Genomic DNA, 13,746 nt, shown 5'->3' on the forward strand with positions numbered 1-13,746 from the left:
TGTGGGTTCATGACCCCGAGCCGATCGCGCACACTGTGGCTGCGGACCGAACCCCTGCACGCGGTGGTCTATTTCGAGGAGCGCTGCCGCGGTCTCGGCAGATCCGTGGGCCTCAAGGGCTTCTGGATGGGGTACTTCGCCGCCCGCACCGCACCGATGGGCCGGGTCGGCCCGGGAGTGGCGGCCGCGGCACTCGGTGTCTTCGCGCCGGGCATGGTGGCCCGCTCCCTGCCGTCCGCCTGGGAGTACGCGTCGCCGGACCGGGTCGTCGAGGAACGTGCCCGCCTCACCGCCGCCGCCCTGCGCCGCCTCGTCCCGTCCGTCGACGCGCTGGCCGCCGCGGTCGACGCCCCGCTGACGGCGATGATCGACGACGCCCCGTCGCTGGCCCGCCCACTGTTCGCCGCCAACCGCGACCTGGCCCACCGCGCCGACCCCGTTGAGCGGCTGTGGCAACAGGCTACCTGCGTACGCGAGTTCAGGGGCGACGCGCACGTGGCGGTCCTCGCCGACCACGGCCTGGACGCCCGCGAGAGCCTCGTCCTGGCCGCCGCGACCAACCGGGTGGACCCGGCCGGTATCCGACAGGACCGGGGCTGGAGCGAGGAGGAGTGGGCGGTGGCCGTGGACCGGCTGCGCGGCCGGGCACTGCTCGACGCGACGGGTCGCGTCACCGAACGCGGTTTGACCGAGCGCGAGTTGATCGAGGACGACACGGACCGCCTCGCGGCCCGGCTGCTTCGCCCCCTGGCGAGGGCCGAGACGGACGACCTCCTCACCGCGCTGGAGCCCGCGGCCCGCCACATCCTGGACTCCGACGTCCTGCCGTTCCCGAACCCGATCGGGCTGCCGCGGGCGGTGGGGTGAGGCGCCGGGGTCTCGGCGACCGGCGGGGGGGAATCCGCTTGCCGTGCGAGCGTCCGCCCCCTCACCTCGTCGAAGGCCCGGCGGTAGCCCGGACTACCGGGCGCTCGCCACAGGGCGCGACTTGTAGAAGGACTCCTCCAGGTAGGCGACCTCGTGCGGCTGGTAGGGCTCCTCCAGGCAGGCGGCCTCGTCCTCGTCGAGTTCGACGTCCACCGCGGCGACCGCGTCGGCCAGCTGAGCCGGCTTGGTGACTCCGACGATGGGCGAGGTCACCGCCGGGTTGCGCATGACCCAGGCCAGGGCGACCTGAGCCGGGGACAGCCCCCGCTTGCCCGCGATCTCGTGGACGCGCTCGGCGACAGCCTGGTCTCCATCGCGGTAGAGGATCTTGCCGCCCGGGTCGGTCCCGGCACGCGCCGTGGTGGTGTCCCGGAGCCGCGTCAGCCTGCCCCGCGCAAGCGGGCTCCACGGGATCACGCCGATGCCCTGGTCGGCGCAGAGCGGGAGCATCTCCCGCTCTGCTTCTCGGTGGATGAGGTTGTAGTGGTCCTGCATCGACACGAACCGGGTCCAGCCGTTCAGGTCAGCCAGGTACAGGGCCTTGGTGAACTGCCAGGCGTACATGGAAGAAGCGCCGATGTAGCGGACCTTCCCCGACTTGACCGCGTCGTGCAGCGCCTCGAGGGTTTCCTCGATCGGGGTGTCGTAGTCCCAGCGGTGGATCTGGTACAGGTCGATGTAGTCGGTTCCCAGCCGCTTCAGGGAGGCGTCGAGCTCGGTGAAGATCGCCTTGCGGGACAGCCCGGCGCCGTTGGGGCCGGGCCGCATCCGCATCCAGACCTTGGTGGAGAGAACGACCTCCTCGCGCCGGGTGAAGTCCTTGACCGCCCGGCCGACGATCTCCTCGCTGCTTCCGGCGCTGTACCCATTGGCTGTGTCGAGGAAGTTGACACCGCTCTCAAGGGCCTGCTTGATGATGTCCCGGCTGGCGTCCTCGCCCAGCGACCAGGGCTCGCCGCCCCGGTCCGGCTCTCCGAAGCTCATGCAGCCGAGGGTGATGGCGGAGACTTCCAGTCCGGTCGTTCCGAGTTTGATGTATCGCATGCGCCGAACCTAGGAGTTGGAGTGCGCTCTCACGCAAATGCGGAGGCGTGGGGCATGCGCGCTCCGTCAGCCGGCCGCGGTCGGGCATGACCTGGGTTCCGGCGTCAGGAGAAGTCGAGGCCGCCGGTGCGGGTGCGCTTCAGTTCGAAGAGGTCCGGGTGGCCCGCGAGGACGCGGAAGCTGTCGAAGAGGCGGGCGGCCTCCTCGCCGCGTGGGATGGCGCGCAGCACGGGCCCGAACCAGACGGTGCCGTCGACGTGGATCGTCGGCGTGCCGACATAGCCGTCGGCCTCGGGGTCCTTGCCAGCGTCGTGGCTGCGGCGCAGCGCAGCGTCGTACGAGGCGTCGTGCGCCGCGGTCGCGAGGTCGCCCGGCAGTCCGAGTTCGGCCAGGGCCTGCGCGGCGACCTCGTCGAAGTCCTCGTTCTTCTCCTGGTGGACCCGGGTGCCGAAGGCGGTGTAGAGGTCGCGCAGGACCTCCTCGCCGTGCCGGTCCGCGACGGCCGCGGCGACCCGGGTGAGGGTGAGCGAGCGGTCGACCAGGTCGCGGTACCAGTCGGGCAGTTCGTTGCCCTCGTTGTGGAAGTAGAGGCTCATCACGTGGAACCGGACGTCGAGGGCGCGGTGGCGCTCGACCTCCAGGATCCAGCGCGAGGTGATCCAGGCGAACGGGCAGGCCGGGTCGAAGTAGAAGTCGACCCGGGCCGGGGCGTGAGCGGTGGTGCCGACTGCTGCGGCCGTCTCTGTCATGCCTCGACAGTAGCCAGTGAATGGCACGCGTTTGTGGGCCATTCACAGCCCCTTTGCGCGGGCCACTTTCGCATGTATGGGCCGTCCGGGCCGTCCGGGCCTCCCCGGCTCCGGTCTCAGTCGTCGCTGAACAGCGTCCCCTGGTGGAACCAGAGCCGCCAACCGTCCTCCGTGCGCCGCCACAGTGAACTGCGGTGCGCCGTGCGGCCGTTGTCGTCCGCGTCGTAGGTCAGGTGCACCACGTCGTCGGCGAGCTGGACGCCACGCATGCGGGAGACCGTGGTGGGGCGGCTGCCGGGGTCCGGGCGCGCCGTGAGGACCTTGACGATCGACGCGCGGTCCCACCGGGTGCCGGACGCACCGAACTCGGTGAAATCCGGGTGCAGCAGCGGCCCGAACAGCTCGGGCGATGAGCGCACCTCGGGGTCGAGGAGGCGCAGTTCGGCCTCAACGGCGGCCTCGACGGCGGCTTCGACGGCGGCTTCGACGGCGGGGGTGCGGCCGGCCGCGGCGTGCTCAGTCACGGGTCATCTCCACGAGCCGGGTCACCGTGTTCCAGTTGCGGCTGGTGGCGATGACCCCCTTGGTCAGGCCGGGCCTGGACAGTTGCTCGGCGAGCTTGGAGCGGCCGAGGCCCTCGGGGGCGTACAGGTACAGGGCGCGGTCGCCGAGCTTGAACTCCTCGGGCAGGAAGAAGGATTGGTCGATGGGGGCGAAGCGGGACGGGGTGACGGGCGCGGAGAAGTAGGTGACGTGCAGTTGCTTCGGCGCCAGGTCGGCCGCCGGAAACGGGCACGCGTCCGCGACCGCCTTCAGATACGCGCCGTCGCGCACCAGGACGTCGACGGCGAAGCCGAAGTGCTCCTCGATCGCCGCCCGCACCTCGGCGGCGAGCGACTCCTCGTCGCCGTGGTCCGCGGTGAAGACCGCGTTGCCGCTCTGCAGATAGGTCCGTACGCCGCCGTGCCCGAGCCCTTCGAGGAGGGTGCGCAGCTGGGCCATCGGCACCTTCTTGTGGCCGCCGACGTTGATTCCGCGCAGCAGTGCCGCGTATCTCCTGATCGCCATGCGGACACGATAGGCGGCCGCCGTGCCCCGTGGGGGTGGGCACGGCGGCCGCGGTTCAGCGGGTCGCGAGGACTACTCGACGACCTTCAGGAGCTTGTTGGGCGTGCCCTCGCTCGGGTTGGAGATCTTGTCGGCGGTCGCGCCGTCGGTCAGCGCCTTGGCGACGTCCGCGGGCTTGGCGTCCGGGTGGGCCGCGACGTAGACGGCGGCGGCGCCGACGACGTGCGGGGTCGCCATCGACGTACCGGAGATGGTGTTCGTGGCGTCGTCACCGGTGTTCCAGTCGGACGTGATGTCCGAGCCCGGGGCGTAGATGTCCACGACGGAGCCGTAGTTGGAGAAGTCGGACTGCTTGTCGTCCTTGGTGGAGGAGGCGACCGTGATCGCGTCCTTCACGCGGGCCGGGGAGCCCTGGGAGGCGTCGGTCGACTCGTTGCCCGCGGCCACCGCGAAGGTGACGCCCGAGTCGATCGCCTTCTGGACGGCCGCGTCGAGCGCTTCATCCACACCGCCGCCGAGGCTCATGTTGGCGACGGAGGGGCCCTTGTGGTTCTTGGTGACCCAGTCGATACCCGCGACGACCTGCTCGGTCGTGCCGGAGCCCTGGTCGTCGAGGACGCGGACCGCGACGATCTTCGCCTTCTTGGCGACGCCGTGCGCGTCACCGGCGATGGTGCCGGCGACGTGCGTGCCGTGGCCGTTGCCGTCGTCGGCGTTGTCGTCGTTGTCGACGGCGTCGAAGCCGGAGGTGGCGCGCCCGCCGAAGTCCTTGTGGCTGACGCGGACGCCGGTGTCGATGACGTAGGCGGTGGCGCCCTCACCCGCGGCGTCGGGGTACGTGTACTTCTTGTCCCCCGCGGTGTCCGCCTGGTCGATGCGGTCCAGGCCCCACGACGGCGGGTTGTCCTGGGTGGCGTCGATGGTGAACTTCTTGGACTGGACGACCTTGCCGACGGCCGGGTCGGCGGCGAGGCGCTTGGCCTCGGTCTCGCTCAGCCCCTTGGCGGAGAAGCCGTTGATCGCGGAGGAGTAGTTCCGCTTGAGCTCGCCGCCGTACTCCTCGGCGAGGTCGGACTTGGCGTCCTTACCGGCCTTCTCGTCGAGCATCACGATGTAGCTGCCTGCGACGGCGCCCTTGGCGTCGAGGCCGTAGACCTTGCCCTCGGCGGGGGTGGACGCACCGGCGAAGGAGGTGGCGAAGACCGTCACACCGACCGCGGTGGCAGCGGTGGCTATCGCCGCGGTGAGCTTCATCGTGCGGGCACGCTTGTGAGTTGCCATGAAGAGGGGTCTCCTCGTGGTGAATGTGGGGGGATGTGGGGGGTATTCAGCTGTGTTGCCAAAGGTTCGCCGCAGCAACAACTTCGTCGCCACGCCCCTTGGGGGCCGGAAGATCTCCGGGTGTTGGGACGAAACCCTGTCTGATTGACGGGCGCAGATCAATACCTACATACAGCTGTGACTTGTTCAACAAGGTTCTGTAATAACAAACCGGATCTGTTGCACCTGAACGGACATCCCAGGCCACAGTGCCCCCAACTCCCGGTAACACCAGCAACTTTGAGCCTCACACGCACCACCGGGCGGGCTGGAGATGCCAGCCCGCCCGGTGCGCGGAAGGAACGCGGCGAAGAGCACGGTTCAGACCGTGGTCAGAACCTTCTCCGCCTCGAAGGAGTCGATGGTCCGGGTGAAATCCCGGGTCGAGAGCAACAGCTTGTAGATGATGGCGAGTTCGAAGACCAGAAGGAGCGCGCCGGAGACGATCGTCGCGGGCATCACCACGTCGAAGAGCGGGCCGATCATGAAAACGCCCATCTGGAATTCGATGCCGCTCACCAGGTGCGCGCGGATGCGGTGGCGCAGCAGGAAGGAGCGGACCCGCAGGTAGGCGGGGAACTTCCGGCGGAACTCCTGGTGCAGATCGATCACTTGGGGCTTGGGGGCGGGCGCCGGGGCCGCCTCCCCGTCGGCCGCGCCCTCCTCGGCCGGCTGCGCGTAGGGCGCCTCACCCGCGGCCCGTTGCAGGTCCTGCTCGATGTCCGCCGACGGGTTGTCCCGCAGCAGGTCCTCCATGAAGGCGAGCTCCGCCTCGTTCTGCGCCCGGCGCGCGGCCCGCATGCGCGCCTTGATCTGCTTGCGCATGGTGTGCCGGATCTTGAAGATCTCCAGCGAGTTGATGTAGCGCAGGGTGTCGAGCGCGACGACGGCGAGCGCCAGCCAGATGTAGAGGGTGTCGTCGGTGCGGTCGTACTGGCCCCACATCAGCGCGACGCCGCACACCATGACGCGGATGCGGTCGAAGACGAAGTCCAGCCAGGCGCCGAAGACCGAGCCCTGGCCGGTGAGCCTGGCGAGCTTGCCGTCCATGCAGTCGAAGATGAAGCTGAAGTGGTAGACGACCGCGCCGAGGGCGAGCCACTTCCAGTCGCCGAGCGCGAAGCACGCCGCCGAGCCGAGGCCGAGGATGAACGCGCCCCACGTGATCTGGTTGGGCGTGACTCTCGTCCGCATCGCGGTGAACCGCACGAGCGGCGTGGCGACCGGGTCGACCAGCAACACGGTCCACCACGCGTCGCGCTTCTTCTCGGTGATGCGGCGCACCTCGGCGAGGGGCGGTATGTCACGACGCATGGGGGTCAACTTCCTGGCGTTCGGCGTAAGTTCACCTCAAGCTAGGGAGGAGTTCACCCGAGGGACAAGATCTCACCCGTGCAACCTTTGGCCGGAGGTAACGGTCAACCCTTCGGGGTGAGTCAACGCCTCTCCCACGGCGGTGCCGCGTTACCTGAGCGTTACCGAATGACCGGACCGTTACCGAAACACGTCACGGAGCGTTACGTCGGACCGGGCGCCCCGCCGTCCGCCCCCTCGACCACCCTCTCGGCCGCCTCGTCGGCCGCCGTCTCGGCCGTCGCCTCGTTGTAGCGCAGCAAGTACCCCGCGAACCGCGCAAGATCCGCCTCGCTCCATCCCCCGAGCCGCTCCCGGAAGGCGACGCGCCGCGCCGCCCCGACCTGCTCGAGCACTTCCTCGCCCCGGCCGGTGAGATGCAGGACGTGCACCCGGCGGTCGGCCGGATCCAGTCGCCGCTCGACGAGCCCGGCCTGTTCGAGCACCCCCACCTGCCTGCTGATCGTCGACTTGTCGAGCGTGTAGTGCGCCGCGAGGTCGGTGGCTCGGCAGCCGCCCTGGTCCTCCAGGTGGCTGAGCAGCGTGAAGGACACGAGCGAGAGCTCGGGGTGCATCCGCGCGGCGGTGGCCCGCGCCCGCCGGGCGAACGCGGTCATCTCCCGCTGGATGATCTCGATGGACTCGTCCCACGCCTGGGGCGGGGACCCCTCTCGACCGGTCACGATTTCTCCCTCTCCGCGAATGGTTGTAGAGTACAACAGAAAGTAGAGTTGTATATGCCAACCATCCCCCCAAGCCATCCCCCAAGCCATCCCCCCAGCCATCCGGCCGACCCCCCGGCCGCCCCACCCGCCCAACATCCGGAGAAGCCCCATGTCCGCCACCGCGGAACCCACCACCCGGCTGCGCGACGCGCTGCGCCACGTCCTGCTCCACCTGGTCACACCCCTGCTGATGTGCCTCGGCATGGGCCTCGCCTACATGGGCGCGTTCGTCACGCCCGAGCCGAACGACCTGCCCGTCGCCGTCGTGGGTTCCGGCCAGCAGGCCCAGACCCTCGCGCGGGCCGTCCAGGACAAGGCGGGCGACGCCCTGGACGTACGCACCCTCGCCTCCCGTGAGCAGGCGGTCGACGCGCTCGAGTCCCAGGACATAGCGGGCGCCTATCTGCCGGACGCGAAGTCGCCCGAGCTGATCGTGGCCAGCGCGGGGTCCGACATGAGCGCGACGGCGACGCAGAAGATCTTCACGCCCGTCGCCGCCAAGCAGGGCCTGCCGCTGAAGGTGACCGACGTGGCCCCGCCGGTCGGCGACGACCCGACGGGCCAGGGGATCTTCTTCCTGCTCGTCGCCGTGAGCATCGGCTCGTACGCGTCGGTGGCGGTACTCGGCGCGGCGGGCGCGGGCCTGCGGATGCGGGCCCGCGCCGGGCTCGTCGTGGGCGTCTCGTTCGCCGTCAGCCTGATCGGCGCGGCGCTCGCGGGGCCGGTCTTCCACCTGGTCCACCAGGGACTGTGGGGCGTGTGGGCCATGGCCTGGCTGTACTCGGCAGGGATCCTCTTCATCGGCGTCGGGCTGCACACGTTCCTGAAGCGCTGGACGACGCTGGCCATGATGGTGCTCTTCGTGATGCTCAACTTCACGACGTCCGGCGGGCTCTTCCGGCCCGAGCTGCAGAACGGCTTCTTCGGCTCCCTGCACGCGTTCTGGAACGGCGCGGGATTCGTCGAGGGCATCCGCAGCCACCTGTACTTCGGCGGCCACGAGCTGGCCGGGCACGTCTGGACGCTGGCCGGCTGGCTGGTCCTCGGCCTGCTCGTCGTCGGCGCCGCGGCCCTCTGGGAGCGGCGCGGACGGACCGCGGCGACCGCCGCCGACGGATCGCGCACGGCCGTCGCGGAACGGGAGGCGCGGGAGGAGGAGATGGAGGAGTCGGTCGCGGTGTGACGCCCCGGCCGCTGGCGCAGGCGTCACGGACTTGTCGAATATCGATATGCTCCCCTACCGTGGGCATATCGATATTCGATAGGGAGCGACGCAATGAACTCACGACTCACGAGGGCCCTGGCCTCGGTGACCTTCGCGCTGGCGATCCTCACCGGACTGGCCTTCGCCGGCACGGCGGTCACGCACCTGCTCGACGACGGCGCGGTCTGCGCCGAGACCGGCTTCTGGCAGAACGCCTCGCTCAAGGACGACCTGGGGACCGCCCCGGGCGTGCAGGCCGCAAGCAGTGCCGCGCGCCTCTGCCAGGACGGCCCCTCCGCGGCGCAGCGCGCCGCCGAACTCGGCGGCGCGCTGCCCTGGCTGCTGTTCCTCGCCCTCGCGCTGCTGCTCTTCTCCCGGCTCCTCGGGGCGGTCGTGCGGCAGGGGCCCTTCACGGACGCCGTGGCTCAACAGCTGACCAGGCTCGGCTGGTTCGTCACCGTCGGCCTGCCGGTGGCCAGTCTCGTCGTCGGCTGGTCCCACTCCTGGCTCATCGGCAGCATGGCGCCGAACGCGGGTTCCGGGCCGGAGTTCGCCGGATCGCTGATGCCCGTTCTCGCCGGCCTCGCCGCGGTGATCATGGGTAAGGTCATGCGCGAGGGTGTTCGTATGCGAGAGGACCTCGAAGGGACCATCTGATGCCCGAAGAGGAATCCCACTCCATCAGGATCCACCTGGACCGGGTGCTCGCCGAGCGCGGCATGACGCTGACCGAACTCTCCGCGCAGGTGGGCATCACCGTCGTCAACCTCTCCGTGCTCAAGAACGGGCGGGCCAAGGCCATCCGCTTCTCGACCCTGTCGAGGATCTGCGATGTCCTGCGTTGCCAGCCGGGGGACCTGATCACCCACGACCCCGCTGATCCGACCTGAGCAGGGCGGTGTCCAGCTCGCGGTCCCACTGGGCCTCTCCGGGGCCTGGGACGGGGGCGCCGAACGGCTCCCGCCGCGCGTGGCCGCGGCCCGGTGCCCGCTTGGGCCTACGCGGCCACCACAGCCCGCGGCCGAGGAGCGCGGCGAGCGCGGGCACCAGGACGAGGGAGAGCACCATCGAGGAGAGCAGGATGCCGAGGCCGGTGGCGAAGCCGATCTCCTGAGTGGCGGGGCTCGCGGCCAGACTGGCGAAGGATCCGGCCAGCACGATGCCTGCCGTGGCGATGGCGGGCGCGGTGTGCCGTACCGCCTCGGCCACCGCGTGCCGCGCGGTCACCGGCTTCGCCATCTCCTCCCTGATCCGGTCGGTGATCAGGATGTTGTAGTCGGTACCGAGGGCGACGACGAAGAGGAACAGCACCAGCGGCAGCGTGAACGAGACGCCGGGGCGGTCGAGGCCGTGCTGGAAGAGAAGGGTGCTCGCGCCGAGGGTGCCGAGGAACCCGAGCCCCACGGCGATCATCAGCACCACCGGGGCGAGCAGGGAGCGCAGCAGCAGGAAGAGGATCACCGCGATCAGCAGGGCCGCGACCGGGAACACCAGGCGCAGGTCCTTCTCCACGGCCGCCGAGATGTCGGCGAAGACGGCCGCCGTTCCCGTGACATGGGCCTCGGTGCCCTCGGGCGCGGTCCGCGCCACCGTCTCTCTGACGGGGCCCGAGACCAGGTCGCGCGCCTTCTGCGTGGCGGACTCCACGCTCAGGAACAGGTCGACCCGTGCGGCGGTGCGGTCCTTGCTGAGCACCGGCCTGCCCACCTGCCCGACGCCTTCCGTCCTGCCGAGGGACCGGGTCATCCCGGTGAGCGAACTCGCCTTGATCTGGCCGCCGTCGGTGCTGCGTACGTACACGGTGTGCGGATCCGAGACGCCCGCGGGCAGGCTGCGGGAGATCCGCTCGGCCGTCCTGACCGCCGCGGTCTCGTGCAGACCCTGCTGGTCGTAGCTCATCCTCATGCCGAGCGCGCCCGCGCCGAGGGCGCCGAGCAGCACCAGGCTGCCGAGGGCATAGCGCAGCGGCCGGCTGCTCACCGCGTGGCCCAGGCGCGCGGCGAACCCGCCGGTGCGCTCCTTCTTCCACGCCCGTGCGGGCCAGAACATGCCGCGGCCGAACACGGCGAGCAGGGCGGGCATCAGCGTGAGGCTCGCCAGGAGCATCACGAGCACCGCGATCGCGATGGCGGGACCCAGGACCCGGAACTGTCCGAAGCTCGCCAGGCCCAGCGTCGCGAAGGCCGCCACGATGGTGAGCGCGGCGGACGTGATGGCGCCGCCCACCCGCCCGGTCGTCTCGGCCGCCGCCGTCCGGGCGTCCTGTCCGGGATGGTTCCGCAGCTGCTCCCGGAACCGGAACATCAGGAAGAGGAAGTAGTCGATGCCTATGCCGAGGAGTACGACGCCGATCAGCGAGGGAGTGGACGGGTCGAGGTCGATGCCGGAGAGCTTCGCCGCGCCGACCACCGCGCCCGAGGCGACACCGCCGATCAGCGCCACGGCGATCAACGGCACGAGGGCGGCGGCGAGGCTGCGGAAGACCAGCACGTTCAGCAGGACGACGAGGCCCATCGTCAGGGTGCCGAGGACCTTCCCCGTGGACTCCTCGGCGTCCGCGTCGTCCACCCTGGAGGCGATGCCACCGGTGAACCCGACCCTCATACCGTCGTCCGCGAACTTCTCCTGCGCGGAGTCACGGAACTTCTTGTAGACGTCCTGCAGGCCCGGGTCGCCGGGGTTTCCGTCGAGCGACACCGTCAGGAGCCGGAAACTCTTGTCCGGAGCCACCGCTCCCGGCGAGACCCGCGGGGTCTGGGAGTGGTCCTTCATCAGCGGCTCGGGCTTCGGCGCGACGACCCGTTCGCGGCCGAGGCCGGCCGCGGTCTCGCCGATCTGCCGCTGGTCGCCCGGTCCGAGCCGCTTGCCGTCGTCCCTGGCGACGAGCACCGTCAGGGCGTTGGGGTCGGGCTTGGTGCCGAAGTCCTCCTCCGCTATACGCAGGGCCACGGCCGAGTCGTACTTCTTGGGCAGGAAGTCCCCGGCCTCGGAGTCGGTGACGTCGTACATCATCGCCTGGCCCACGAAGGACAGCGCCGCCCCGAGGATGGTCCAGACGATGACCGTCATCCATCGATGTCGGATGGAGAACGAGGTCAGCTTGCGAATCATGATGTCTTTTCCCTGTGGTTTCCGGGCGATGGAACGGCGGCCCACGAGGGACTCCCGGGGCTCCCAACAGGCCATCACGCCGGGCCCCTTGAGAACGTCGGCCGCCGGAAGGGGGCGCGCCCGGGACCCGGGTCCGGTACGGCGCCGCGGGCAGTACTCCAGTACTGGGCGGGGAACCGTCCCCGCGCCGATCCGGGCGTCCGGCGGCCGGGATGTAATGGTGCGCAGAGACCGGGACGCCAGGGCCCGGCCGACCGGCCCGACTTGGAGGCGCGCGGATGCGCCGCGACTTCTTCCCGCCCGCGCCGCCCACGGGCGGGCCGCGGCCGACGTGGGGCGACGCACTGCTCACCGTCGTCGTGACGGGGCTCGACATCCTCGCCTACCTCGCCCCCGGTGATGAGGGCCTGCCGGGGACGCGCTTCACCGTGCTCGGTGTGCTGCTCGTCGTCGCCGCCGCGCCCCCGCTGCTCTTCCGGCGCCACCGCCCCCTGCCGGTGCTCGGCGCGGTCCTGGCCGTGCAGACGGCCGTCAACCTCGGGCTCGCAGTCGACCCGGGCACCCCCATGACGAACAGCTACGGCGGCGCCGTCACCGTGGCGCTCTACACCGTGGCCAGATACTGCGCGCCGCGCGCCCTGGCGCTCGCCGTCCTCGCCGCCCTGCCCGTCCAGCTCCTGCGGGGCGTCCTCGGCGACCTGGCAGTCACGAACATCGCCGTCGACGTACTGGTCACCCCTGCCCTCGTAGTCGGCGCGGGCCTTGGCGTGCGGCAGTGGAAAGGCCAGCTCGACATCAACCGCAGGCTCCTCGCCGACCGCGCGGTGGGCGAGGAGCGGCGCCGCATCGCGCGCGAGCTCCACGACATCGTGGCCCACCACATCACCACCATGTACCTGATGTCCGGCGGGGCCAGAGCGACCCTGGACCGCGACCCCGAGACCGCCCGCGAGGCGCTGGTGACCCTGGAGGAGTCCGGCCGTACGGCGCTGCGCGAGATGCGGCAGCTCCTCGGGGTGCTGCGCAGCACCGACTCGCCCGAGGAGACGTCGTCGGAGCCGCAGCCCGGGGTGGACGGCATCGAGCGGCTCGTCGCCGACACGACCGCCGCGGGTCTGCCTGCCGAACTCCACGTGAGCGGCCGGCCCCGCCCGCTGCCGGAGTCGGTCGGCCTCACCCTCTACCGCATCGTCCAGGAGGCGTTGACGAACGCCCGCAAGCACGCGGGTCCGGCCCGCGCCACGGTGCGGCTCGGCTATCTCCCGGACCGGGTCACCGTCGAAGTGGCCGACGACGGCGCCGGTGACGGCGGGCCGCCCGGCGGGGGCGTGCGGGGCGGCGGGTACGGTCTGGTGGGCATGCGGGAACGGATAGCGCTGCACGACGGTTCGCTGCATGCCGGCAACCGTACGGAAGGCGGCTTCGAGGTGGCCGCGAGCGTGCCGCTGCCCGTCGACGCGTACGACAAGGAAGGCACCGTCCGATGACCTCGCCCACCGGCCCCGGTACGGGAGCCGACAGCGCGTCCGGGACCGGCGCGGAGTCCGGCCGGATCACCGTGCTCATCGCCGACGACCAGCCGCTGGTGCGCCGGGGACTGTCCCTGATCCTGCTCTCGGACCCCGCCGTCGAGGTCGTCGGCGAGGTGGGCGACGGCGAGCAGGCCATCGCTGCCGCCCACGAACTGCGCCCCGACGTGGTCCTGATGGACATCCGCATGCCGGTGCTCGACGGCGTCGGGGCCACCGGGCGCCTGGCCGCCGAGCTGCCCGGGTGCCGGGTCCTCGCGCTGAGCACCTTCGACATGGACGAGCACGTGGTCGGCGCGCTGCGGGCGGGCGCGGCCGGTTTCCTGCCCAAGGACGTCTCGCCCGAGGAACTGGTGGCGGCGCTGCGCACCGTGCACCGCGGCGAGGCCGTCGTCGCCCCGCGCCTGCTCACCCGCCTGCTCGCCACCTTCGTGACACCGGCCCCCGCCGCACATCCGCCCGGCGAGGACCTCTCGAGCCTCACTCCGCGCGAGGTCGAGGTCCTCCGGCTGATCGCCGCGGGGCTCGACAACTCCGAGATCGCGCAGCGCATGCGGATCGGCGTGCAGACCGTCAAGAACCACGCCACCGGCATCTTCGCCAAGCTCGGGGTGCGGGACCGCGCGCAGGCGGTGATCGTCGCGTACGAGTCGGGCCTCGTGCGGGCCGGGCAGGGCAACGGACCGCGGGGCTGAGCGACGGGCTCTCGGGCCGGT

General features: G+C 70.9%; 14 protein-coding genes. 6 read left to right on the forward strand and 8 right to left on the reverse strand.

What is annotated here, in order from left to right:
* The first annotated feature begins 9 nt into the window (after window positions 1-9).
* On the forward strand, window positions 10-867 hold the full coding sequence (locus ACFVYR_RS04870; protein ID WP_384248506.1) for a hypothetical protein: 858 nt from the start codon (window positions 10-12) through the stop codon (window positions 865-867).
* Window positions 868-960: 93 nt separating this feature from the next.
* Here ACFVYR_RS04870 and ACFVYR_RS04875 read toward each other — a convergent pair whose 3' ends face one another.
* The 7 genes from ACFVYR_RS04875 to ACFVYR_RS04905 all read right to left on the reverse strand — a co-directional run bounded on the left by ACFVYR_RS04875 (window position 961) and on the right by ACFVYR_RS04905 (window position 7,078).
* Window positions 961-1,971, reverse strand: a complete 1,011-nt coding sequence (locus tag ACFVYR_RS04875; RefSeq protein ID WP_384248507.1) for an aldo/keto reductase — start codon at window positions 1,969-1,971, stop codon at window positions 961-963.
* A gap of 104 nt (window positions 1,972-2,075) precedes the next feature.
* Window positions 2,076-2,720, reverse strand: a complete 645-nt coding sequence (locus ACFVYR_RS04880; RefSeq protein WP_384248509.1) for a DsbA family protein — start codon at window positions 2,718-2,720, stop codon at window positions 2,076-2,078.
* Between the two features lie 116 nt (window positions 2,721-2,836).
* Complete coding sequence (locus ACFVYR_RS04885; RefSeq protein WP_384248510.1) at window positions 2,837-3,244, reverse strand: DUF4440 domain-containing protein; 408 nt, start codon at window positions 3,242-3,244, stop codon at window positions 2,837-2,839.
* Entirely contained in the window at window positions 3,237-3,788 is a 552-nt protein-coding gene (locus tag ACFVYR_RS04890; RefSeq protein WP_384248511.1) for a DUF1697 domain-containing protein, read from the reverse strand. Before ACFVYR_RS04890 ends, ACFVYR_RS04885 begins: the two co-directional genes overlap by 8 nt.
* A 72-nt stretch (window positions 3,789-3,860) precedes the next feature.
* Window positions 3,861-5,069: a S8 family serine peptidase gene (locus tag ACFVYR_RS04895; RefSeq protein ID WP_384248512.1), complete on the reverse strand. Its 1,209-nt coding sequence runs from the start codon at window positions 5,067-5,069 to the stop codon at window positions 3,861-3,863.
* Window positions 5,070-5,429: 360 nt separating this feature from the next.
* Complete coding sequence (locus ACFVYR_RS04900; protein ID WP_384248513.1) at window positions 5,430-6,422, reverse strand: CDP-alcohol phosphatidyltransferase family protein; 993 nt, start codon at window positions 6,420-6,422, stop codon at window positions 5,430-5,432.
* A gap of 203 nt (window positions 6,423-6,625) precedes the next feature.
* A complete protein-coding gene (locus ACFVYR_RS04905) occupies window positions 6,626-7,078 on the reverse strand; it encodes a MarR family winged helix-turn-helix transcriptional regulator (RefSeq protein WP_384248712.1) in 453 nt (150 codons plus the stop codon).
* Between the two features lie 217 nt (window positions 7,079-7,295).
* On the opposite strand from ACFVYR_RS04905, the gene ACFVYR_RS04910 reads away from it, so the two are divergent.
* From ACFVYR_RS04910 to ACFVYR_RS04920, 3 genes are all read left to right on the forward strand, one after another.
* The gene (locus ACFVYR_RS04910) at window positions 7,296-8,369 is read left to right on the forward strand and encodes a hypothetical protein (RefSeq protein WP_384248514.1); all 1,074 of its coding nucleotides are present in this window, start codon (window positions 7,296-7,298) and stop codon (window positions 8,367-8,369) included.
* A 93-nt stretch (window positions 8,370-8,462) separates the two neighbouring features.
* The gene (locus ACFVYR_RS04915) at window positions 8,463-9,047 is read left to right on the forward strand and encodes a DUF2975 domain-containing protein (protein ID WP_384248516.1); all 585 of its coding nucleotides are present in this window, start codon (window positions 8,463-8,465) and stop codon (window positions 9,045-9,047) included.
* A complete protein-coding gene (locus tag ACFVYR_RS04920; RefSeq protein ID WP_384248517.1) occupies window positions 9,047-9,280 on the forward strand; it encodes a helix-turn-helix domain-containing protein in 234 nt (77 codons plus the stop codon). Before ACFVYR_RS04915 ends, ACFVYR_RS04920 begins: the two co-directional genes overlap by 1 nt.
* On the opposite strand, the gene ACFVYR_RS04925 is transcribed toward ACFVYR_RS04920, so the two are convergent.
* Window positions 9,252-11,501 (reverse strand): MMPL family transporter, encoded by a 2,250-nt coding sequence (locus tag ACFVYR_RS04925; RefSeq protein ID WP_384248519.1) that lies wholly within the window; start codon window positions 11,499-11,501, stop codon window positions 9,252-9,254. The genes ACFVYR_RS04920 and ACFVYR_RS04925 overlap by 29 nt on opposite strands.
* A gap of 278 nt (window positions 11,502-11,779) precedes the next feature.
* Here ACFVYR_RS04925 and ACFVYR_RS04930 point away from each other — a divergent pair, with 278 nt between their 5' ends.
* Window positions 11,780-12,988, forward strand: a complete 1,209-nt coding sequence (locus ACFVYR_RS04930) for a sensor histidine kinase (protein WP_384248520.1) — start codon at window positions 11,780-11,782, stop codon at window positions 12,986-12,988.
* Window positions 12,985-13,725 carry a response regulator gene (locus ACFVYR_RS04935; protein ID WP_384248521.1) on the forward strand — a complete coding sequence of 247 codons (741 nt, stop codon included), beginning with the start codon at window positions 12,985-12,987 and terminating at the stop codon, window positions 13,723-13,725. The genes ACFVYR_RS04930 and ACFVYR_RS04935 overlap by 4 nt, the downstream gene beginning before the upstream one ends.
* The last annotated feature ends 21 nt before the right edge of the window (window positions 13,726-13,746 follow it).

The sequence above is a fragment of the Streptomyces sp. NPDC058284 genome, assembly GCF_042881135.1.
In the GTDB taxonomy this organism is placed as follows: domain Bacteria; phylum Actinomycetota; class Actinomycetes; order Streptomycetales; family Streptomycetaceae; genus Streptomyces.